Raw genomic sequence first — 22,091 nt, 5'->3', positions numbered from 1 at the left:
TTTGTCTAGTGCGTGTTTCCAGGTCGCTCTGGGGCTCCCCTTGGCGTCTCAAAGACGTTTCGGCACCACCTCAAATCCGGCTTCTTCCGGCTCGTCGTCGATCATTTCCGGCGGGAATCCTGGCGCCAGAACCTCAAGTCCGGTGGCCTCTTCGAGCCGCCTGATGATGTTGGGCGACAATTCACGCGGGCCGTAGCGGTCTATGCCGTCGGCAAAGATCCGGTTGAGCAGCGGCGACAGCTCGAGCGGCACGGCGTGTTTCTCCGCAATGGCCTGAAACAGCCCGATGTCCTTGGCCACCAGATCCATGGTGAAGGAAATGTCGCGGGAGCCGTTCAGGATCACCTGGCTTTCGGTTTCGTGGACGAAGGAGTTACCGGAGGAAATGCGGATCGCTTCATAAGCGGTGCCAAGATCCATGCCGGCCGCCTTGCAGGTTGTCAGCGCTTCGGCCAGCGACACCAGGTTGGCGGTCGCCAGGTAGTTGGTGACGACCTTCAAAACCGAAGCTGATCCGATCCCGCCGGTGTGCAGAACCCTCCGGCCGAGCACCGTCAGGAACGGTAGCGCCTTTTCGAAGGTCTCGCGCGTGCAACCTGCAAAAATGGAAATATTGCCGGTTGCCGCCCGGTGACAACCGCCGGACACCGGACACTCTATGGCTTCCGCGCCTTTTGAAATGACAAGATCCGCCAGACGTCTGGTCTCTCCGGAATCCGTGGTGGACATTTCCGCCCAGATCCTGCCCGGCCCGATCCCTTCCAGAATCCCGTCAGGCCCTTCCACGACGCATGAACAGACCGCCGGGCTCGGCAGGCAGGTGATGACGACATCGCAGCTTTCCGCAAGCTGCCTGGGACTTTCGCCACGCCGAGCGCCCCGAGCAAGGAAGGCCTCCATCAGGTCCTCGTTCAGGTCGAGCACCGACAGCTCATAGCCGTTTCGCAGGATGCTGCCCGCCAGCTTGCCGCCCACATTTCCAAGTCCGATGAAGCCGACGCGCATGAGAGGTGCCTTTCCGTGAGGATGCGAGGAGATTCCGCCAGACTGCGCCTCGAAAAGATAAAAGAGAAACGATATAATCAATGCAAATTACCGAAAAAATTTTATAGACAGGCTGCCTGATGACATCCCTCCCCAATCTGCTCTGGCTCAGAAGTTTCGAGGCTGCCAGCCGCCTTGGCAGCTTCACGGCGGCGGGTAGCGAACTCGGCCTCACGCAGGCGGCGGTCAGCACGCATATCAGCGCCCTGGAAACCCAACTCGGCCACCAGCTGTTGACCCGCACGACACGCAAGGTCGGACTGACCGAAAGCGGCCGGGCCTATCTGCCCTCCGTCCGGAAGGCTCTTCAGGAGCTCGCGGTTTCAACGGAGGCGCTTTTCGGAAACAGGGTATCCGGATCCGTGACCATCCGGGCGCCGATTTCCGAAGCGGCATTGATCATCGCTCCCGCCATTCCGGCGTTTCAAGAGAAAAACCCGGAGCTCGAAATCCGGCTGCTGTCCGCGATCTGGGCAGACACGGTTCTGGAAACGGGCATCGATATCGAGATCCGGCTCGGGCGCGGGCACTGGCCCGGCGCCCGCGCGGAACCGCTCGGAGCGGAAACCATTGTCCCGGTCTGTCATCCGGAAATGGCGGGCCAACTAAAGCACCCAGCCGACATGCTGGACCATCCCCGCATTCAAATTCTGGGGTTCGATGATCACTGGCCCTGTTTCTTCGAAACCCTGAATATCGCGATGCCCTCCAACTCGGCTTCCATCACCGTCGACACATCGCTGGCGGCTGTGGAATGGGCGGCTGCCCGCGGTGGAGTTGCTCTGCTACTCGGCCGCATCACCTCAACGCTGGCGGCAAGCGGGCGGCTCATCATTCCGTTTGATACCAAGCTTCCCTCCACACAGACACATTATTTGCTGCATCGTGAAGCGGCACCTTCTCCAAGGTCTGCCGTTCGGACGGTTGAAGCCTGGCTTCGTTCACTTTTCTCATCGGAGCAGAGCCAATGACCCGGCAACCGTCGCATCCTTGGGCAACTCGTATCGTTTCGGAAAACGACCGGCATATCGATGATCGCATGTTTCCAGAGTGTGGACTCAAAAAATAGCTTGATAGAAATGCGAGTGCCGTAAATAAATATTCTCAACATCAAGAGTATTAAATCAAAAATCTAGCTGTATCATTTAAGAAACAGCGAGAAATATTGATATGAGCAGAATTACCAAGATTATATCAAAAGTAGTTTGTATTCTTATATTTCTACTTTTTGTAGATAAATCAATCGCAATGGATGAAGAATATTTTTTTACAATTCACGCTCACAATTTGACACAGTATAATGATTACATTTCGCTATCCGGGATCAACGAAACTAATTTTGCCTCAACTGATACGCGGCTGTCTCGGCAAGGGCTGAACAGGCAGGTGCTCGAACTCCTGCTTTTCAAGAAGGCGATGCTTCTTGGAGGATGTGGCTGCGTAATCGAGTATCACGCCGCAGACGTATCGACGTCTCACGCCCGCAAAATCATTCAGGTGAAGGAATCTAAGGCGATCGCGCATCCAATCGCCGGTTTCAACAATGATCCGAGGCTGCAAGACAAGGTCTTGCTGAGCGAACCCATCCTGGACGAAAAAGACTTCTTTGTTGGCTTCTATACCCATTCGGACCGGGCTGACGTGCTGTCACTGAGAGATCCTTTAGCGATCACACAACTGCGTTTTGTCGCCGCGACGAATTGGGATGTCGACATCGACGTCCTCAAGAAACACGGTTTCAAGACAGTACTCGCGGATTCATGGTCAAGCGCGATCAGTATGATCCGTCTGTCTCGTGCGGATGTCATATTGCAGCCCATCAGCACGAAAGATGATTTCAGCTTCACAGATGGCGACACGAATGAAGTCTACGTTCCCATTCCAGGTATTAAACTGAAATTCGGAACGTCGCGACGGTACTTCGTGAGTGAAGGACACCCCGATGGAATCGATTTCCTCAACGTGCTCAACAAGGGTATCACGCGGCTCCGCGACACTGGCTTTCTCGATCACGCAAACAGGGCAGCTGGACTGATCGACGACAGGGTTGCGAACTGGCAACTGCTGGACTGACACGGTGACAGGTGCCGCCCGGTCAGAAAGGCCCTCACTCCGCAGCGAACAGCTTCGCCGTCATCGCAAGGCTCGCGCCGCAAGGCTCTTCCGCCTCGCCGCTCTCTGCTGTCCCGCGTTCCGCAGGACGCAGGTTGACGAAGTCGTAGAGCGACCGGTCCAGCAGATGCGACGGCCGTGTGTGGCCGAGCGCGCGGGCCATGACACCGAGACGGCCAGGGCTCTGCTTTTCCCACCCTTGCAGCATGCGCTTGACTTCCTCGCGCTGCAGCCCGTCCTGTGAGCCACAGAGATTGCACGGAATGATCGGGAACTGCATGCCGTTTGAAAATCTGGCGATGTCGCTCTCCGCCGAATAGGCGAGCGGGCGCAGGACCAGAAGGTCACCCTCGTCATTGATCAGCTTCGGCGGCATGGAGGCCAGACGGCCGCCATGGAAGAGATTCATGAAGAAGGTTTCCAGAATGTCTTCCCGGTGGTGGCCGAGCACGATCGCCTCGCACCCCTGCTCGCGCGCGACCCGGTACAAGATGCCCCGGCGCAGGCGGGAGCACAGGGAACAATAGGTGCGGTGCTCGGGGATCTTGTCGGTGACGATCGAATAGGTGTCCTCGCGCACGATGATGTGCTCGATGCCGTTATCTTCAAAGAACTTCGGCAGGATGTCCGCCGGAAAGCCGGGCTGGGCCTGGTCCAGGTTGCAGGCGATGAGATCGACCGGCAGCAGTCCGCGCCATTTCAATTCGATCAGCACCGCCAGCAGCGCATAACTGTCCTTGCCTCCGGACAGGCACACGAGCCACTTCGGCCGGTTCTCCTGCGATGCCCCTTCTGGCAACATGCCGAAATCGCTGATCGCCTCGCGCGCCTGGCGCAGCAGCCGCTTGCGCAGCTTCTTGAACTCCACGCTCGAAGGCGCGTTTCTCAAAAGAGCCGGGACGTCGGTGTCCACGCTGTCTGCTGCAATATCGTTCATGGGCCGGGCCTGAGCTTCTCGGTGTTTCGCATTTCCGGCTGACATAGCGGATCAGCGAAGTATCGCCAAGGCAAAAGCGGATGCCTCCGGAAGCTGACGTTTGATTGCCTATTTCAACAATCTTGCAAATTCGACCCGAAGTTGCAGGATTGCCGTGGCGTTTCATCCACAACGCCCTAGGGAGAGCCTGATGAGGAAAGACAGTCAATCTACAGAACATGACAGCTTTGCCGACCGCTACGACAGCGTCATGGTACCGGTGATTTTCCAGCCTTGGGCCCAGGAACTTATAAGACGCATGCCCCCGGCCGAAGGCGGGCGTATTCTCGACCTTGCCTGCGGCACCGGTGCGGTAACACGCGAAATTATTGCAAGTGGTGTCTCGCCAAAGCGCCTTGCCGGAGTGGACATGAGCGCGGGCATGCTGGCGACCGCCGCCAGAAAAGCCTCCGATGCCGGCATAGAAGCCGAATGGTACGAGGCGGATGCAGGCAATCTGCCATTTGAAAACGATCAGTTCGATATCGCCTATTGCCAGCAGGCCTTCCAGTTCTTTCCCGACAAGGTCGGAGCCTTGACCGAACTTCGCCGCGTTCTTGCGGACGGCGCCGGTGTGGCCTTCTGCATCTCAAGGCAATTGTCCGAAAACCCGTTGCTGCAATCCCAGGCCGCCGCCCTTGAAAAACACGTCGGCCCGGATGCGGGAGCAGCGGTCCGCGCGATCTGCGCCCTCTCCGATCCGGAAGAAATCCGCGCCTACTTCAATGAGGCCGGCTTCAAGAACATTGAGGTGGAAACCGTCAGCCTGGAACTCCACCACCCGGACGGGCGCGCTTACGCCGCCGGTGCCATGGGCGGCATGCACACGGGCGACAAGCTTTCACAACTCTCCAGTGAACAGCAGGATGCCTGTTTCAATGATTTCCTTACCGGCCTCGGCGATGGCTTCGACGGAAAGGCCATCCGCTTTCCTCACGTCTCGAACGTGGTGACGGCAACAGCTTAGAGAATTTCACCGCCGTCGATCACCAAAGCCAGGCCGGTCACGAAGCTGGATTTCTCGGACGCCAGAAACAGGATGCCGTCGGCGATCTCCTCGACGCTCGCCCAGCGCCCCATGGGGATCGTGTCGGAGACGTAAGTCTCCAGTTGCCTGCGCCCGCCCATCTGCTTTTCAAAGCCCGCATTGAAGGGCGTGTCGACAAAACCTGGGCAGAGCGCATTGAAGCGGATGTTTTCGCGCGCATAATCCGCGGCCATCTGACGGACCATGGCAACAGCGGCATGCTTGGTGGTCGCGTAGCTGATCATGCCCCTGTCGTACTGGCAGCCGGAGTTCGACGCCGTCACGATGACCGAGCCGCCGCCCTGGCGGCGCATATGCGGCAGCACCGCATTCGACACCACGAAATGGGAGCGGACATTGAGCGCCCAGGCGGCGTCCATCTGGTCGGCCGTCACCTCCTCCAGCTTGCCGGCGATCTGAAGGCCGGCATGACTGTGCACCACATCGATCCGGCCCAATTCCGCGGCAATGCGGTCGATTTCAGCGCGGATGGCGGCGTCATCCCGAACGTCCAGGACCTTTGCCTCCGCCGAGCCGCCCTCCTGGCGGATCAGCGCCGCGGTCTCGTCTGCCAGATCGTGCCTCAGATCGGTGACGACCACATGTGCGCCCTCGCGGGCCATGGCGATGGCCCCGGCGCGGCCGATACCCGACCCGGCCCCCGTCACGAACGCGACGCGATCCTTGAGCATGATATTCTCCCTGTTGAACTTTCCAGCAACCAGTGACTGGCGCTATGTGCGTTTTGCGTTTCCACGGCGCAGCATGAGCTGGGCCACGATCAGGACACCGAGCGAGGCCACCATCACCATCGTTCCGATGGCATTGATTTCCGGTGTCACGCCGCGCCGGATCGACGAAAAGACATAGATGGGCAGCGTCGTCTCGGAACCGGCGACGAAGAAGGCGACGATGAAGTCGTCGAAACTGAAGGTGAAGCTGAGCAGGAACCCGGCCAGGATCGCGGGCGTGATCAGCGGCAACGTGACCTGCCGGAAGGTGCTCAGCGGACTGGCTCCCAGATCGCCCGAGGCTTCGATCAGGGCCCGGTCCAGCGTCTCCATGCGCCCCCGCACCAGCAGCACCACCAGTGACATGGTGAAGAGCCCGTGGGCGGCGATCAGCGAACCGAAGCCCATGGACAGCCTGTAGCCGCTGACACTTTCAAGCCAAGGATTGACGATGTCGAACACCGAGACGAGTGCGATCAGGGTGGCAATACCGATCACGATGCCCGGGATCATCACGGCGATATGGATCATCAGATCGAACGCCTTTCTGACGCGCCCCCTCATGCCGGTCAAGGCAAGTGCCGCCAGGGTTCCGACGATGGAGGCCAACACGGCGGAGACAAAGGCGATTTTCACCGACGTCCACAGTGCTTCCATCACGAAGGGGTTGTTCAGCGCCCGTCCGTACCATTTGAGGGAAATCCCCTGAAGCTGGGAGGCGGACCGCCCGGCAGAGAAGGAAAACAGGGCGATGATGCCGATCGGCAGATAGAGGAAACTATAGACAAGGATTGCGTAAAGTCTCATGGCATCCTCACATCAGGCCGATATCGTCGCGGCTTGCGGAAAACCGGCGCGCGAGGCGGGTGTAAAGCGCGACGACCACAAGCATGATAACGACGAGTGCGACGGCCACGGCGGATCCGAAGGCCCAGTTGCGCGATTGCAGGAACAGGTCCACCAGGGCGTTGCCGACAAAGAACACCTTGCCGCCACCGAGAATGGCCGGGATCAGGAACTCGCCCATAAGCAGGATGAAGACCAGCATGGTACCTGTCAGCACACCCGGCATGGAAAGCGGCAGCGTGATCTGCAGGAAACTGCGCCAGGGCGGCGTACCGAGGTCGGCGGAGGCTTCCAGCAGCCGTTTGTCGAGCTTTTCCAGCGCCACGTAGATCGGAAACACCATCAGCGGCAGATAGCCGTAGACAATGCCGACCAGGACGGCAAAAGGCGTGTTGATCAGCCGGATACCCTCAATGCCGATCCAGTCGAGCATCGCCGGAATGCCCCGGCCTCCCAGCAGGAAGATCCAGGCGTAGCTGCGGATCAGGATCGACGTCCAGAACGGAACGATCACGAGCACAAGCAGCATGGTCTTCCAGCGGGGACTCACCCGGACTGCCAGAAAATAGGCCAGAGGATACGCGATCAGCAACGAGGCCACGGTGCCGAGCGGCGCCATCGTCAGCGTGTTGCGGAAGGCTGCAAAACGGGCCGGCAGGTTGGCATATTGTTCGAAGGTGAAGCCGGGAGCATAGCCCCCGACCGCATTGCGTTCTCCGAAGGAGAAGATGAGAACGACGGCCAGTGGCAGCAACAGGAGTGCCGCATACCACAGCCCGGCAGGCGTCAGCAAAACCCACCTTGTCTGGTTCTGTGTCAAGGCCATCGCTCTTCCCCGATCAGGCCGACTTGAACCGGGCCATCAGTTCGGCGCGGTTGGGGTCGGTCAGCGTTGCCGCTGCGCCGAACTCCAGGACGCTCAGGCTTTCGGCCGCCGGATAAAGGATCGGATCGTTCAAAAGATCCTCAGGCAGAAGCGCGTTCGTACGCGAATCCGCGACCGGATAGCCGTGAGCCAACGCTTCGCGTGCATTGATCTTCGGATCGAGCAGGAAGTTGATCAGCGCATAGGCGGCTTCCCGGTGCGGCGCGTCCTTCGGAATGGCGTAGTAGTCCGACCAGATCTCGCCGCCTTCCTTGCCGAGCGCGAAGCCGATTTCCGGAATGTCCGTGTTGAGCTGTTTGCCGTCCCCGGTCCAGCACATGGTCAGCCAGGCATCGCCGTTGCGCATGGCCGGCTGGTAGTCGGAGGAAATCGCGAAGAGATGCGGTTTGACGTCGATCAGCAGCTCTTCGGCCTTCGCCAGCTCTTCCGGTTTCACCGAGTTGAAGGAGAAGCCGAAATAAACCAGCGCGTTGCCTATGGTCGTCAACTGGTAATCATGGACCATCGCCCGACCGGTCCACTGGTCGCGGGCGCCATCGAAGAAGGTCTTCCAGCTGTCGACCACACCGCCGGTGTGGGCGGAATTGAACGCAATTCCCGTCGTTCCCCAGTTCTTGGGAACCGCATAGAGGACACCGTTGACCGTTCCGGCGTCGGAGAACCGACGCTCGAAGGTTGCCGGGTCGTAATTCGGAAGTTTGGTCACGTCGAGCGGCTCGATCAGACCCGCCTCGACATAGGTCGAAATGGTGTAGTTGGTCGGAACGAAGACATCCCATCCAGAGCCGCCGGCCTGGAGCTTGGCCAGCATTTCCTCGTTGGAACCGAAGACATTGACCTGGGTGTAGGCACCGGTCTTGTCTGTGAAAAGCTCGAAGTCTTCCGGATCGTGGTAATTCGGCCAGGTGGCCAGCACCACGCGGTCGCCAATCTCCTGTGCCTGCGCGCGTCCGCCCATGAGACCGGGCATTGCGCCGGACATCACGGTCATCGCGGTGCCGAGACCGGTCACGCCAAGGAAATGACGCCTGGAGACAGAGCCGTTCTGAAAACGGCGCAATTCTTCCATGAATTTCTTCTTGGAAATCGGATTCCCATTGTCGGTCATGTCAGTGTTCCCATGTTCGATTGGAAGTCAGTTATCAGGGCCCAGCACAAGTCCGGCCCCGGAGGACCAGATCACATGCAGGCGGGACCCCACCTCGCGGCCACGCACGGCTCTTTCGGCCTGTCGTGGAACGAGGACCTGCAAGGGGCCCAAAGCTTCGGAACGCAGCAGATATTCGATGTGATCGCCCAGGAAGGTGCGATGGGTAACTTCGGCCGGAAGCGCCGTCTGGCCCTCCTCCAGCGGATCGGACACATCCGCAAGGTTCAAGACTTCCGGACGGACGGCAACGTCGACGGTTGCACGGGTATCACCGTCAAGATCGTTCACGACGACAGACGCGCCGTCGGCAAGCGAGAGCTTCGCAAGTCCATCTGACCGGGAAACAACCTGTCCGGTCAGGATGTTGGCCCGGCCGACAAAACCGGCGACATAGCGGCTCGCGGGCCGGTCATAGAGTTCCTGCGGCGTACCGACCTGGACAATTCGCCCGCCCCCCATGATGCAGATGCGGTCCGACATGGACATTGCCTCCTCCTGATCATGGGTCACCAGAACAAAGGTGATGCCGAGGCTGCGCTGCAGATCGAGCAACTCGCGCTGCATATCCGCCCTTAGCTTTGCGTCGAGCGCGGCCATCGGTTCGTCGAGCAGAAGGATCTTCGGCTCGTTGATGATGGCGCGCGCCAGGGCGACGCGCTGCTGCTGACCGCCGGACAGTTCCCAGATACGGCGCTTGCCGAATTCACCGAGCCGGACCGTTTCCAGCGCCTTGGCGACCTTCTCTTTGATCTCCGCCTTCGCCATGCGCGGACGGCGCTGTCGCAGCCCGTATCCGATGTTGTCGGCGACGTTCATATGCGGAAAGAGTGCATAGTGCTGGAAGACCATATTGACGGGACGGCGATAGGCGGGCACCGCACCCATTTCCTGGCCGTCGATCAAAACACGGCCTTCCGTCGGAACCTCGAAGCCGGCCAGCATGCGCAGCGCCGTCGTCTTGCCGCAGCCGGAAGGCCCGAGAAAGGACAGGAACTCCCCGCGGCGAATCTGGAAACTGATCCTGTCGGCAGCCAGGATCGACCCGAAGCGTTTTGTCGTTCCGACGAATTCGGCGACGACCTCATCCGGACGCAATTCCGGCTTTTGCCCGACCATATTCAACGTGCGGTCCCCTCAGACTGCATATGCCATGCAATGTTGTTACTTGTTGTCAGCCGTTTGAATTCGGCCTATTGCATCTTTTAGAAAAATCTAATGAAATATCGCTGTCGTTGTATATACCACAAAACGCATAGACGTCGCGGAGGAAGCACATTTGGGCTGGATTGAAGAAAGCGCCAAGGTCGTTGACGCCCTGGGAGAACAGGAATTTCCCAAGATACTCACCGAGGCGATGCGGTCCGTTGTTCCTTTCGAGTTCACGGTGATCTTCGCGTACTTCAAGGACTACAAACCACTTGATGTTTATGACGATTTTCCGAAGGCGAAACGGAAGGTCATGGTCGACGCCTATCAGGAAGGGCCTTATCTGCTCGACCCCTTCTACCTGAATTCCGTGGCACCGCTCGACCAGCGTCTTGTCCGCCTGCGTGACCTGGCGCCGGACCGCTTCTACCAGAGCGAATATTTCCGCAACTACTACAAGCAGACCGGCCTTGCCGAGGAGATCGGCTTCCTGGTGGATGTCGGTGACAACGTCAGCGTTGTCATTTCCGCCATGCGCGAACACAAGGTTTTTTCGGCCCGCGAATTTCGCGACCTGAAAGCCCTCTTCCCCTTTGTCGCCGCCTGTTCGCGCCGCCACTGGAAAGGACTGATCACACGTTTTGCCGACGGCCCCGTTCAAGAAGGCCCCCGCCTGAGCAGCCTGATCGAAAAGGCCTTCCAGAGCGTCGGCGGCAACCTTCTGACCCCGCGCGAAACCGAAGTCGTGGAATATGCCCTGAAGGGCCACTCCGCCGAGGCGACCGGCAAGCTTTTAGGAATTGCACCCGGAACCGTGCGCATTCACAGGCGCAACATCTACGGCAAGCTGCAGATCAGCTCGCAGGGCGAACTCTTCTCCCTCTTCATCGCGACACTTGCTGAGATGAGTTGATTAGCCCGGCAATCGAGACCGGGACTCTGAAACAGTATCTGTCCCGGCGAAACAGATCGCCCGGCGGCTGAAACGTTCAGCACCGGGCCAGGTTGATCTTACCGCCTTGCGAAGTGGCACTACGGACGGGCTGCCGTCCACAGGCCGTCAACACCTTCCCCCTTCGTGTCGCCCTTTGCCTCGTCGAGTGTCGAAAAATAGAGCGGCATACCGTCTTTCGCCCACTGTTTCTTGCCGTCCTTGCGTTCAATCGTCGAGAAGGGTGGTCTTGGCGTGTCCCAGTATTCGGCCACATGCGGTGGCCATTTGTCGGCACATTCGTCATAGCAGTTGGACATGCCCTCACTGTCTTCGGCGTAGACATAAAGGGTTCGGTAGGTGTTGCTTCCGGCGATCACATCGCCGCTGTCGGTGGTAACCTTGATCGGAGAGGCCGCAAGGGCGATTGTCGTTGTCGCCGCGATCACACACATCGAAATTGCAATTCGTTTCATTTTCAGGATCCTCCCAGGCTCATGAAAGCCGCCCGGATCGATGCCTTGGCGGCCAACAAACCGTGAACCGCGCTGTGCCGAAGCGTCCTGAAAATCGATCTAAAATTGCTGAAATTGTTTGAAAACTGGCGTAATTTCAAACAAGGAGGGGATGGCGATGCAAGATCATGCCCCGGACCAGTTCACATTCTGCGATTTCACTCTGGATCTGCAGACGCGCAGTCTTTTGCGCCGAGGACAGGAAATCTCCTTGAGGCCGAAGAGCTTCGACGTTCTGGCCCACCTGGTCGCCAATTCCGGTCGACTGGTTTCCAGGGACGAAATTCTCGAGGCGGCCTGGCAGAAGGTCATCGCTTCGGACGAATCCCTGTCGCGTTGCATCAGCGACGCCAGATCCGCGATCGGGGACGATAGCAAGGAAGTCATACGAACGGTACCCGGCCGCGGCTATCACTTCACGGCGGATGTATCGGCGCATACGCGTACGCCGAACGTCGGAGCTTGGAAGTCCGAACCGGGACCTTCCTGGCAACGCAGGTCCCTGCTGACAGCCTTGGGGCTGTTCCTTCTGGCCGCTGCCGTGGTGATCGGGATCACCACCTGGAAAAACGCCCCTCCGGAACTTGCCGCCACGCAATCGATACACCCTTCAATCGTGGTCTTGCCCTTCAAGAACAACTCGGCGGACACCGCCATCGACCGGTTCGCAGCGGGGCTGACTTCGGACCTGAATTCGGCGCTTGCCCGCATTCCGGCTCTGTTGGTCATTTCGGAAAGCACGGCGCGCAGATACGCCGGTGGGCAAGTCGATCCGCAACAGGCCGCGAAGGAAACAGGCGCGCAATATGTCCTCAGCGGGATCATCCAGGCGGAAGGCCGGCAACTGCGTATCACCGCCCAGCTGGTGGAGGGTGGCACCGGAATGGCCGTCTGGTCGAGACGCTATGACCGGGGCGCTGACGACTTTCTGCGGCTTCAGGACGATATCGTCCGGCAAGTGATCATCAATCTGCAGATCGAACTCACCGAAGGCGAAGCAATCCGGATCGTGAGCCGGGGCACAAACAACCTGGAAGCCTGGCTCTTGAATACCGAGGCATTGGCCGAAGGGTTCACCTTCAAGCGCGAGAACACCATGAAAGCGCGCCAACTCTATCGCGAAGCTGCTCAACTCGATCCCGACTGGGCGGCGCCTGTCAGCGGACTTGCCTGGACTTACAGGGAAGCGATCCGGCGCGGCTGGTCGACTGACGTCATGGCGGATAGGGCGAAGTGGCTCGACTATGCCGAGAAGTGCCAGAAAATCGATCCGGACTTCTTTGGGTGCTACATCCAACTGGGCAACTACCACATCGAGAACGGTCAGATTGGTGACGGCATCCGGCTGCGCGAAAAGGCGCTCGAACTCGCACCGAACGATCTGTCCGCCCTGTCGGGCCTGGCTTGGCAACTGGTGCTGATCGGTCAGGTCGAACGCGGACTGGAATTGCTGAACAGGGCAAAATTGGTCAGCCCTTTCCACCCGCCCTGGCTGATCGCCACCGAAGCCTACGCCTACCAGCTCGCCGGGCGATACGACGAGGCAATCGCGTCCTATCAGTATGCGCTCGAGCACGGAGACTTTCCCGATTGGCACGGCAGGATCGCTGCGGTCTATGCCGAGATCGGAGACATGGAAAACGCCAGAACCCAGGCGCGGATCTTCATCGAGAAACAGCCCAACCGGAGGGTCTCAGACCTAACACAGATACTGAAAATTCAAGCCCCAGAGGTGACGGCACACTACGCGGAGATGCTGAGAAAAGCTGGCATACCGGACTAGGGCCTTGAGGACGAACGCTTCGTCAGCAAGCGATATCACCTCGTTCAATTGGCTCAAGTTGGGCGAAAGACACTCTAGAACGTCGGCGGCGTGCAGGCGCTGATGACTTCGCATGGCTTCGGCCCGACACAGCGGAAGCGGTGCGGACGGTGGCTTTCGAAGTAATAGGCATCTCCCGGCCCCAGGATCTTGCGCTCGTCCCCGACGCTTACTTCCAGGCGTCCGGATAGCACGATGCCGCCCTCTTCGCCTTCATGGACCAGCGGCACCTTTCCGGTGTCGGCTCCCGGCTGATAGCATTCTTTCAGGATCTGCAGGCTGCGGCCGAACATATCGTCCCCCACCTGGCGGAAGGAAATGCCACCCTTGCCGATCTCCACCAGTTCGTCGGCCTGGTAAAATGCCTTCTTTGGCCGGTCCGGCTCGAAGGCAAAAAACTCCGCCATGCCGATGGGAATACCGTCGAGGATCCGCTTCAGGGCACCGACAGACGGATTGGTGGCATTCGATTCGATCAGGGAGATCGTCGAGTTTGTAACCCCGGAGCGTTTTGCCAGTTCCCGCTGGGAAAGATTGTGGGCCATGCGGATGTGGCGCAGGCGCCCGCCGATGTCGATGGTCATGCTCAAGGCCTGTTTCGTCTGTTTGATATATCGAAAAACATTGCATCAAACCGAATATATTTCAATGGCATAACCGCCACCAGAAAAGGACTTGTTCAGATTAGAAAATCGTGTGGAATTCCTGCCGAAACGGAGGAACACCCCCATGAACATTCACAACAAGCCGAACGCACCGGTCCTCGACAGCTACTGGATGCCGTTCACCGCCAACCGCCAGTTCAAATCCGCACCGCGCCTTCTGGCCTCTGCCAAGGGCATGCATTACACGACAGATGACGGCCGTCAGGTGCTGGACGGCACTGCCGGCCTATGGTGCGTCAACGCCGGTCACGGCTGGGACGAGATCACCCGTGCCGTCGAACAGCAGCTCTCCACACTCGACTATGCGCCCTCCTTCCAGATGGGCCACCCGATCGCCTTCGACTTCGCCGAGCGGCTGGCAGCAATCGCCCCCGGCGGTCCGGACGCAAAGCTCGACCGCGTGTTCTTCACCAACTCCGGGTCGGAATCCGTCGACACGGCTTTGAAGATCGCCATCGCCTATCAGCGCGCCATCGGCCAGGGCACCCGTACCCGGCTAATCGGCCGCGAGCGCGGCTATCACGGCGTCGGCTTCGGCGGCATTTCCGTCGGCGGCCTCGTCAATAACCGCCGCGTTTTTCCGCAGATCCCCGCCGATCACCTGCGGCACACCCATGATCTGGAAAAGAACGCCTTCGTGAAAGGTCAGCCGGAGCATGGCGCCGACCTTGCCGACGATCTGGAACGCCTGGTCGCGCTTCACGGCGCCGAGACCATCGCCGCCTGCATCGTCGAGCCGGTTGCAGGTTCCACCGGCGTGCTGATCCCGCCGAAGGGCTATCTGCAGCGCCTGCGCGACATCTGCACCAAACACGGCATCCTGTTGATCTTCGACGAGGTCATCACCGGTTTCGGCCGCCTGGGCGCACCTTTCGCCACGGACTATTTCGGCGTCACACCGGATCTCGTCACCACCGCGAAGGGCCTGACCAACGGCATCATCCCGATGGGTGCGGTTTTTGCCAGCCGCGACGTGCACGATGCGCTGATGTGCGGCCCGGACGGAGCGATCGAGCTCTTCCACGGCTACACATACTCTGGCCACCCGGCTGCCTGCGCCGCTGGCCTTGCAACGCTCGACATCTACGAAGGCCACGGCCTCCTCACCCGGGCAAGCGAATTGGAAGCCAAGTGGCACGAGGCCATGCACAGCCTGAAAGGCCTGCCGAATGTCATCGACATCCGCACCATCGGCCTTGTGGCCGGTATCGAACTGAGCCCCCGCGCGGATGCCGCGGGCGCAAGAGCCTATGACGTCTTTGTCGATTGCTTCAACAAGGGTCTCCTCATCCGTGTGACCGGCGACATCATCGCCCTGTCGCCGCCGCTGATCATCGAGGAAAGCCAGATCGACGAAATCGTCTCCACCCTCGGGGAAGCGCTGGAACGGGTAGCCTGACCCGAAACCCGGAGCCCTGCCTCTCTGCCGGAGCAAGTAGCCCCGGCGGAAGCGGGGCTCCGGACCTTGGCCGCCGGTGACCGGTGTGCAGTTCGGTTCGCAATGTCGTTCGGAAGTTGGAACACCGCGCCCGCGAAAACGCAGGTGCCGGCGCCCGATTTTAATATTCAACTTGAGATTTTTGTTACAAAAAACTGAATTTATTTGATTAATTAGCTTGGAGATTTCATTGTATACGAAGCCGCGTCACTCGTAGCACGAGTTGAAACGGAATCTGCGCAACCGGCGTACAAGCAGGACTGGCATGCCGGGAGTTGAAGTTGCAAACAGAAAGACCCGCCAACCGGCAGGCCTTTCCGGAAACCGTTTCCTTCGAATTCGCGGGGACACTCGCTCAATCGACAAGATCAGGTCGCTCACTCATTGCACCAGCTAAGTTGGGCGAAACCGTGATGCCCCTTGGGCAGCGCCGACAGGGGCCGTCCGGAGCCCAACTCAGCCGCAGGTATGCAAGGCAATCTGGCCGACGTGGCGGTGATCGGTGCCGCAGCACCCGCCCATCACGTTCAGATTGGGCAGCACCTTGCGAAGGTCCGCATACTGCCCCCCGAGTTCCGCCGGATCGCCCGCGTCCAGTTCCTCGGCCTCATCCAGCTCTGCATGGCTCATGCGCGAGGCATTGGCCCTGAGGCCATGGATCCGCGCGGTCCAGTCGGCATCGCTTTCGAGCACATGATCGAAGTGGTCCGGATGGGCGCAGTTCACCATGTAGTAGGCCGGTGCCCGGTCCGTCACGCTGTCCACCATGCGGATCGCTTCGGCCAGGGATTGCCCGTTGGGAAGACGGCCATCCGTTTCAACGGTGAAGGAGAGCACGGCCCTGATGCCTGCATCGCGGGCAGCAAGCGCGATCCCCGCCGCCTCCTCCGGATACGTCATCGTCAGACCCGTCACGAGCCGGACACCTGCCTCCGCGAGGGCCCTGATCTGAGGGGCATGATAGGCCGTGGCTTCCTCGATGGTCATCTCCGTTCCGACAACGTAGCCGTCTCCGCGCGGGCCGACGCATCCGCTGAGGACGACAGGAACCTTCGCATAGGCCGGATCGGCTGTCAGATTGCGGACGAAGGCAACGGCCTTGCGATTGATACGGTCCAGGGCTTCGGCGTCATAACCGAGCAGTGCACCCCAATCGGTGCTGGCACGCCATGTCGGCGTTTCGAGCACGAAACCGGCACCATGTTGGCGCGCGATGTCGAGGTAACTCCTGAAATACCTGGCAAGAGCTGCCTTGCCTTCTTCGCTGTCCAGAAGCGGAAAGGCAGCGAAGTAGGGCAAGTCGATGCCTTCATGGAAGATAAGAGTTGTTTCGGCACCACCATCCATCAGGAAAATGGTGTCGGTCTCGTGCGGGAGTTGAACGGTCTGTGTCATTTCGAGATCTTTCGTGGTCGTTTCCGATATGCGGCGATGACCGTGTTGTGCGCCGTTCCCGAGGCGGACGCTTAAAGAAGATCTCGTTTTTTTCTCACGAATTGCCTGATTTTCCCGCTTCCGGCCACAGACCGGAGCGCATGAACCCCTCGCGCCAATGAGCCTGGTCCTCTTCTCTGGCCAGATACCGCATCAGGGCAGAGAAATAGTCGGCCAGCCTGAAACCTTCCGGCCGCGACTTGCGGAAGTCCTCGGCAAACCGGTGCGCTTCCTCCATGCGTCCGGCCATGGCGTTACACGCGGCCATGGTTACGGACATATGAGGATGCGGCCGGTCCCAGCTGTCATGGATTGAGAGCGCCTCCTCGTAGCGACCGAGCAGGAAATTCGTTTCGATGACGCTTTCCAGATAGTGCCCCGGAAACAGCGGATCGAGACGCATGGCGGTGCGGTGACAGTCAAGAGCGCCCTCATGCGCACCGGTTCCGTAGAGGACACAACCACGAAAATGGATGGCCTCGACAGAATGTGGATTCAGCGTCAGCGCCTTTTCGCTGTAATGCAGCGCCCGCTTGAAATCGCCATCATTCAGGAAAGCCAGTGCAGCCTTCGCAAGGACGCGTTCGTCGGACGATTCCAGTGCAAGGGCCTGCCGCGCATGTGCTATGGCACGAACTCTTGTGGTTTCCTCGTCTCTGCCGAAAACAAAAATGGAAAAGCCCAATAGAACGGCGAGCTGGGCATGGGCTAACGCATATCTCTCGTCCTGAACAAGCAAACTGCCAAGATCATCGATTGCCCGAACCACATCGCCGGATTGGCGCAAGTTCCAGATCGCTCGCAAATATGCCTCCCGGCTGGACAGGCTGACCTCCGCCCGGATGTGCTCCTGTTCAAGCACGGTTCCCTGAATACGCGTCGGCAACACGGCCGCGATCGACTGGGTAACCCGGTCCTGAATATCGAAGATCTCGTCCTTCGCGCCGTCAAACCGGTCCGCCCAGATATGTTTTCCGATCTCGGTATCGATCAGGCTTGCAGACACCCGGACACGGTTACCGGCGCGCTGAACGGCGCCTCGAACGGCATATTTCACCTGCAGTTTGCGTCCCACATCGGATATCAGCGGTGCAACGTCCTCGACGGCACGCGCCGATCGGTTGGCGATCACCGTGATGTCGCTGCTCCGGGAAAGCGCGACCGATATATCCTCCGTCAATCCCTCGGCCAGAAAGTCGTTCTCCTCGGGGGGAGAGAGATCCCGAAACGGCAGGACGACAACGCTTGATGCGGTCAGGCCCGGCTGTTCGAAGGCACTGACGGCCGGCAGTCCCGTGTCGGGTCGTCTTTTTTCCGGCAGATCGACGTCGGCAACGAAGCGGTAGCCTGTTTTGGGGACCGTCCTTATGACGGATTGGACCTTGCCGCTGTCGCCGACCGCCTTGCGCAGCAAATTGATCCGCGAGGTGATCGCAGCGTCCGTTACAAAGCGACCGTCCCAGATTTCGCTGACCAGTTCGTCCTTGCTCACGACCCTGTCACGATGGTCGATAAGAAACCGAAGCAACTTGAAGACCTGCGGTTCCATGGCGATGGCGCCGGCCGGGCCTCGTAACTCCAGCAACTGGTCATCAAGTTCGAAATCGAGGAATCTGATCGCCATCCAGATGCCGCTTTAACAGTGGATCCTGCAAAACCGGGAAAACCGGCAGTTTTCAGCCTAGTGGCATGGCAACTCAAATGCCAGTCTTGAGAGCCGTCAACGAATGAGGTGCCCGCAAAGCGGTTACCGAACTCATGGATCTGAAAACCGGACAAAAAAAGGCCCGCCGTGAGGCGGGCCTTTCCGTTGAACCGTATTCGGCGCTGATTAGCGCGAATAGAATTCGACGACCAGGTTCGGTTCCATCTGTACCGGGTACGGTACGTCAGAGAAGCTCGGAACGCGGCTGTAAGTGGCAGTCATCTTGGAGTGATCGGCGTCGACGTAATCCGGAACGTCACGCTCGGCGGACTGGACTGCTTCCAGAACCAGAGCGAGCTGCTTGGACTTTTCGCGGACTTCGATGACATCGCCCGGACGGACCTGGTAGCTCGGGATGTTCACGCGCTTGCCGTTGACCTTGATGTGGCCATGGTTGATGAACTGACGAGCTGCGAAAACGGTCGGTACGAACTTCGCACGGTAGATGATCGCATCCAGACGGCGCTCCAGCAGACCGATCAGGTTTTCGGAAGTATCGCCCTTCATGCGCGATGCTTCTGCGTAGACCTTGCGGAACTGCTTTTCGGAAATGTTGCCGTAGTAGCCTTTCAGCTTCTGCTTTGCGCGGAGCTGAACACCGAAGTCGGACAGTTTGCCTTTACGGCGCTGGCCGTGCTGACCCGGGCCGTATTCACGCTTGTTGGCCGGGCTCTTCGGACGACCCCAGATGTTTTCGCCCATCCGGCGGTCGATTTTGTACTTAACGCTATGGCGCTTAGACATCGCGGTTTCCTTTGAATTCGCGTTGTTATCTATAAAGGAAACGCGCCCTCCTTTATCGTCACGGACCGCAATAATGCGAACCGGTCGGATCGACAGGGACCCGGCTAGACGGCGCCGGCCGGATGCCCACGGGTGCGTAGATCCGGAAGACAATTGCCTGCCGGACCGCGCGGAAATACAGGCCCCTTGGCCGAATGTCAATGCGGCAGCCGCTTCGAAGCCCGGAAAACGGCTAGGTTTCCGGCGTTTTCCGGCATGTCGGAACAATTGAGGCGGACTTTACGCAATCGTTGAACCCGTTTTTTAACCTTACCTCGGGAAAAATCACAATTTAATGCATAAATTTAGAAATTTTTAATTGCAGCTTTTCACTATGCAATCGCCGTCACAACCTCAACGAAAAACATCCAGTGCGACGGCACGTGCACAGCCCCATCAAAACAGGACTTTTTTCAGCCGCCGAACCTTTTGGTAGGATCAACCATGTCAGCGAATCGCAATTCAGCCCTGCAAACCGGTCTGGACGGAACCGGTCTGTTTTGCCATTCGCTGACTGCAATCCTCGACGTTCTCGATTTCGCCCTGCAGCCCATCGCGGACATCGGTACCGGTGTGGTCTACGGCTACGAGGCGCAGATCCTGGCAGGCAGCAACGACGACGCGGCAACGCCGGCGGCGATGATCGATCTGGCCTACTCCAAGGGCGTCCTGCCCCAGCTGGAGGCCGGTCTCGTGCGCAAGGCGCTCAAGCGCTTCAAGGACCTGAAGATCGCGCAGGGCACGAAGCTCTATTTCAAGCTCGACGGGCGGGATCTCGGTCAGGAAGACGATCCCCGCATGCAGCTGGGCACGCTGATCCAGGAAGCCGGCTTCAGCACCAACCAGATCTGCCTGGAGTTCTCCGAGCGTCACCGGGAGACCTTCACCGACCTGACCCATCACGCGGTCAACAGTCTGCGCCAGCACGGGTTCTTGATTGCTCTGGACGATTTCGGCCGCGGCTCCTCCGAACTGCGCCTGCTGCACGACCTGTCGCCGGACTATGTCAAGATCGACCGCTTCTTCCTGAACGGCATCGATTGCGATCCGCGGCGCAAGCTGTTCGTTACCACCGTTGCCAATCTGGCCCATGTTCTGGGCGCCCGCGTGATCGCGGAAGGTGTTGAAACGGAACGCGAGTTCAAGGCCTGCCGGGATGCGGGCTGCGACCTCATCCAGGGTTATTTCGTCGCCAGGCCCTTCCAGGGTGCCTCCGGCGCCAAGCTCTTTTACGACCATGTCCGCGCCCCCGGCATCGGCCACAAGCGCCGCGAGGAGCAGGAGCGCATCCGCAATGAACTCCTGCATCTGCCGACCATCCAGTTCGATGCGTCGATGAACGAGCTTCTGGACATGGTGGTACACAATCAGGACGGCAACGTGGTTCCCGTTCTGGATGCCAACAACGAACCGCGCGGCCTGATCCACGAGCGCGATCTGAAGGCCTATCTCTATTCCGGCGGCACGGACGACGAGGACGCCGAAGCGGCTCTCGACTTCCCGCTGCGCTCCTTTGTCCGGGCCTGTCCGATCGCCGACATCGATTCCAACGCGGACATGCTGCTGGTGACCTTTGCCTCCTCCATCAATTCGGACGGCATCATCATCACCGAGAACTTCCGCTATGCCGGTTTCCTGTCGGCGACATCGCTCCTGAAGATCATTCACGAGAAGCGTTTGCAGGAAGCCCAGGACCAGAACCCGCTCACGCGCCTTCCCGGAAACGGCGCCATCACCAAGTTCATTTCCGACACGGCCCGCAAGGGCAACCAGGACCGGCATCTCTGCTACCTGGACTTCGACAACTTCAAGCCCTTCAATGATACCTACGGCTATCGTCAGGGCGACCGCGCGATCATCCTCTTCGGCGAACTCATGCAGCGCCATGTCGCCGGCAGCGGTACCTTCCACGGCCACCTTGGCGGCGACGACTTCTTCGCCGGCTTCCACAACGTGGACCAGACGGATGTCGCCGCGCGCATGCTTGCCCTCAAGCGTGCCTTCAGGCTGGACGTTGAAAGCTTCTACGACCCCGAACACCGCGAACAGGGCTACATCGAGGCCCAGGACCGCTTCGGCACGACCCGCCAGTTCCCGCTGCTGCAGTGCTCCATCTCGATCCTGAGCCTGCCCAAGGGCATGACGGTTCACCCCGACACACTCAACGACGAGATCCGCGACCTGAAACGCGCCGCCAAACGCTCCGACGACGGCCTTGCGGTCAAGTGCCTGGCGGCTTAAGGCGCATCGACCGCCGCCACTCTCCAAGCGCCTTCCCGGACGCAACGTAGCGAAGATCCGGGATCCCAGTCCCCAGTCCTGACCAATCAATTAGCACCAAATACAAGGTCCACGAATTTCAGGTCCCGGCTCGCGCTCCGCTTGGCCGGGACGGCGTGGAAAACCGTTTCCGCCTGAACCGTCTAGTCCCTTTCCAGAACCAGCCCGAAGCCAGCGAGAAGCCGTTGCAGGGCCCTGTCTTCGGGATTTGAGGTGAAGATGGCCCTGTCCGGACCAACGAATGGTTCTGTTGCAGCCCCCGTCCCAAGAACCCGGACGAGCTGGCGGGCAATGGCCTCCGCCGGATCGAGCCAGTCAACCGGCCAGGGAGCGATCTTGCGGAAGCGGTTGACCAGAAAAGGATAATGCGTGCAGGCCAGCACGACGATGTCGGTCCGCTTGCCGTCACTTTCCAGGAAGCAGTCGGAAATTTCCCCGAGCAGTTCCTCGTCCGAAACAGGCACGCCCCGCAGGTGTTTTTCGGCGAGTTCCGCCAGCGCGTGCGAGCCAACCAGGCGCACATGGCAGCGGCTGGCGAAACTGTCGATGAGGCCACGGGTATAGGCCCGGCGCACCGTGCCGGGCGTTGCCAGAACCGAG

Annotated in this window: 19 protein-coding genes and 1 pseudogene; 7 read left to right on the top strand and 13 right to left on the bottom strand. The window is 59.5% G+C overall.

Going from position 1 to position 22,091, the window contains the following annotated elements; translation table 11 throughout:
- Nucleotides 1-48 precede the first annotated feature (48 nt).
- Complete coding sequence (locus tag ACQY7U_RS13845) at nucleotides 49-1,005, bottom strand: NAD(P)-dependent oxidoreductase (protein WP_428645354.1); 957 nt, start codon at nucleotides 1,003-1,005, stop codon at nucleotides 49-51.
- Between the two features lie 119 nt (nucleotides 1,006-1,124).
- Between ACQY7U_RS13845 and ACQY7U_RS13840 the strand changes: the two genes are divergently transcribed.
- On the top strand, nucleotides 1,125-2,015 hold the full coding sequence (locus tag ACQY7U_RS13840; RefSeq protein ID WP_428645352.1) for a LysR substrate-binding domain-containing protein: 891 nt from the start codon (nucleotides 1,125-1,127) through the stop codon (nucleotides 2,013-2,015).
- Between the two features lie 199 nt (nucleotides 2,016-2,214).
- On the top strand, nucleotides 2,215-3,117 hold the full coding sequence (locus ACQY7U_RS13835) for a hypothetical protein (protein ID WP_428645350.1): 903 nt from the start codon (nucleotides 2,215-2,217) through the stop codon (nucleotides 3,115-3,117).
- A 34-nt stretch (nucleotides 3,118-3,151) separates the two neighbouring features.
- Here ACQY7U_RS13835 and ttcA read toward each other — a convergent pair whose 3' ends face one another.
- Nucleotides 3,152-4,093 carry a tRNA 2-thiocytidine(32) synthetase TtcA gene (ttcA, locus tag ACQY7U_RS13830; protein WP_428645348.1) on the bottom strand — a complete coding sequence of 314 codons (942 nt, stop codon included), beginning with the start codon at nucleotides 4,091-4,093 and terminating at the stop codon, nucleotides 3,152-3,154.
- A 190-nt stretch (nucleotides 4,094-4,283) separates the two neighbouring features.
- On the opposite strand from ttcA, the gene ACQY7U_RS13825 reads away from it, so the two are divergent.
- Nucleotides 4,284-5,099 carry a class I SAM-dependent methyltransferase gene (locus tag ACQY7U_RS13825; RefSeq protein ID WP_428645346.1) on the top strand — a complete coding sequence of 272 codons (816 nt, stop codon included), beginning with the start codon at nucleotides 4,284-4,286 and terminating at the stop codon, nucleotides 5,097-5,099.
- Here the strand turns inward: ACQY7U_RS13825 and ACQY7U_RS13820 are convergent.
- Genes ACQY7U_RS13820 through ACQY7U_RS13800 form a run of 5 tightly spaced genes read right to left on the bottom strand, consistent with a single transcriptional unit; the run spans nucleotide 5,096 to nucleotide 9,888 of the window.
- Nucleotides 5,096-5,854 (bottom strand): SDR family NAD(P)-dependent oxidoreductase, encoded by a 759-nt coding sequence (locus tag ACQY7U_RS13820; RefSeq protein ID WP_428645369.1) that lies wholly within the window; start codon nucleotides 5,852-5,854, stop codon nucleotides 5,096-5,098. The two genes, ACQY7U_RS13825 and ACQY7U_RS13820, sit on opposite strands and share 4 nt — an antisense overlap.
- A gap of 39 nt (nucleotides 5,855-5,893) precedes the next feature.
- Nucleotides 5,894-6,697, bottom strand: coding sequence for an ABC transporter permease (locus ACQY7U_RS13815; protein ID WP_428645344.1), 804 nt, complete (start codon nucleotides 6,695-6,697; stop codon nucleotides 5,894-5,896).
- Between the two features lie 7 nt (nucleotides 6,698-6,704).
- The gene (locus ACQY7U_RS13810; RefSeq protein ID WP_428645342.1) at nucleotides 6,705-7,562 is read right to left on the bottom strand and encodes an ABC transporter permease; all 858 of its coding nucleotides are present in this window, start codon (nucleotides 7,560-7,562) and stop codon (nucleotides 6,705-6,707) included.
- 13 nt (nucleotides 7,563-7,575) lie between these two features.
- Nucleotides 7,576-8,730 carry an ABC transporter substrate-binding protein gene (locus ACQY7U_RS13805; RefSeq protein WP_428645341.1) on the bottom strand — a complete coding sequence of 385 codons (1,155 nt, stop codon included), beginning with the start codon at nucleotides 8,728-8,730 and terminating at the stop codon, nucleotides 7,576-7,578.
- A gap of 27 nt (nucleotides 8,731-8,757) precedes the next feature.
- On the bottom strand, nucleotides 8,758-9,888 hold the full coding sequence (locus ACQY7U_RS13800; RefSeq protein WP_428645339.1) for an ABC transporter ATP-binding protein: 1,131 nt from the start codon (nucleotides 9,886-9,888) through the stop codon (nucleotides 8,758-8,760).
- Nucleotides 9,889-10,048: 160 nt separating this feature from the next.
- Here ACQY7U_RS13800 and ACQY7U_RS13795 point away from each other — a divergent pair, with 160 nt between their 5' ends.
- Complete coding sequence (locus ACQY7U_RS13795) at nucleotides 10,049-10,831, top strand: helix-turn-helix transcriptional regulator (protein ID WP_428645338.1); 783 nt, start codon at nucleotides 10,049-10,051, stop codon at nucleotides 10,829-10,831.
- A gap of 119 nt (nucleotides 10,832-10,950) precedes the next feature.
- On the opposite strand, the gene ACQY7U_RS13790 is transcribed toward ACQY7U_RS13795, so the two are convergent.
- On the bottom strand, nucleotides 10,951-11,325 hold the full coding sequence (locus ACQY7U_RS13790) for a COG4315 family predicted lipoprotein (protein WP_428645336.1): 375 nt from the start codon (nucleotides 11,323-11,325) through the stop codon (nucleotides 10,951-10,953).
- A gap of 157 nt (nucleotides 11,326-11,482) precedes the next feature.
- Between ACQY7U_RS13790 and ACQY7U_RS13785 the strand changes: the two genes are divergently transcribed.
- On the top strand, nucleotides 11,483-13,147 hold the full coding sequence (locus ACQY7U_RS13785) for a winged helix-turn-helix domain-containing protein (RefSeq protein ID WP_428645334.1): 1,665 nt from the start codon (nucleotides 11,483-11,485) through the stop codon (nucleotides 13,145-13,147).
- 74 nt (nucleotides 13,148-13,221) lie between these two features.
- Here the strand turns inward: ACQY7U_RS13785 and ACQY7U_RS13780 are convergent, their stop codons facing one another.
- A complete protein-coding gene (locus ACQY7U_RS13780; RefSeq protein ID WP_428645332.1) occupies nucleotides 13,222-13,770 on the bottom strand; it encodes a cupin domain-containing protein in 549 nt (182 codons plus the stop codon).
- A gap of 145 nt (nucleotides 13,771-13,915) precedes the next feature.
- On the opposite strand from ACQY7U_RS13780, the gene ACQY7U_RS13775 reads away from it, so the two are divergent.
- Complete coding sequence (locus ACQY7U_RS13775) at nucleotides 13,916-15,250, top strand: aspartate aminotransferase family protein (RefSeq protein ID WP_428645330.1); 1,335 nt, start codon at nucleotides 13,916-13,918, stop codon at nucleotides 15,248-15,250.
- Nucleotides 15,251-15,745: 495 nt separating this feature from the next.
- Here ACQY7U_RS13775 and ACQY7U_RS13770 read toward each other — a convergent pair whose 3' ends face one another.
- From ACQY7U_RS13770 to rpsD, 3 genes are all read right to left on the bottom strand, one after another.
- Nucleotides 15,746-16,684: a homocysteine S-methyltransferase family protein gene (locus tag ACQY7U_RS13770; protein ID WP_428645328.1), complete on the bottom strand. Its 939-nt coding sequence runs from the start codon at nucleotides 16,682-16,684 to the stop codon at nucleotides 15,746-15,748.
- 94 nt (nucleotides 16,685-16,778) lie between these two features.
- On the bottom strand, nucleotides 16,779-18,347 hold the full coding sequence (locus tag ACQY7U_RS13765) for a winged helix-turn-helix domain-containing tetratricopeptide repeat protein (protein WP_428645326.1): 1,569 nt from the start codon (nucleotides 18,345-18,347) through the stop codon (nucleotides 16,779-16,781).
- Nucleotides 18,348-18,554: 207 nt separating this feature from the next.
- Nucleotides 18,555-19,172 (bottom strand): 30S ribosomal protein S4, encoded by a 618-nt coding sequence (gene rpsD / locus ACQY7U_RS13760; protein WP_428645325.1) that lies wholly within the window; start codon nucleotides 19,170-19,172, stop codon nucleotides 18,555-18,557.
- Between the two features lie 483 nt (nucleotides 19,173-19,655).
- Between rpsD and ACQY7U_RS13755 the strand changes: the two genes are divergently transcribed.
- On the top strand, nucleotides 19,656-21,452 hold the full coding sequence (locus ACQY7U_RS13755; RefSeq protein WP_428645323.1) for an EAL domain-containing protein: 1,797 nt from the start codon (nucleotides 19,656-19,658) through the stop codon (nucleotides 21,450-21,452).
- A 182-nt stretch (nucleotides 21,453-21,634) separates the two neighbouring features.
- Here the strand turns inward: ACQY7U_RS13755 and ACQY7U_RS13750 are convergent.
- Nucleotides 21,635-22,091 (bottom strand): annotated as a pseudogene (locus tag ACQY7U_RS13750) (glutamate racemase); the annotation flags it as partial.

Origin of the sequence: Roseibium sp. (genome assembly GCF_050301095.1) — a bacterium.
Taxonomy (GTDB): Bacteria; Pseudomonadota; Alphaproteobacteria; order Rhizobiales; family Stappiaceae; genus Roseibium.
Note: the sequence above shows the minus strand (reverse complement) of the source record. Positions and strands in the feature narration are given on the sequence as shown.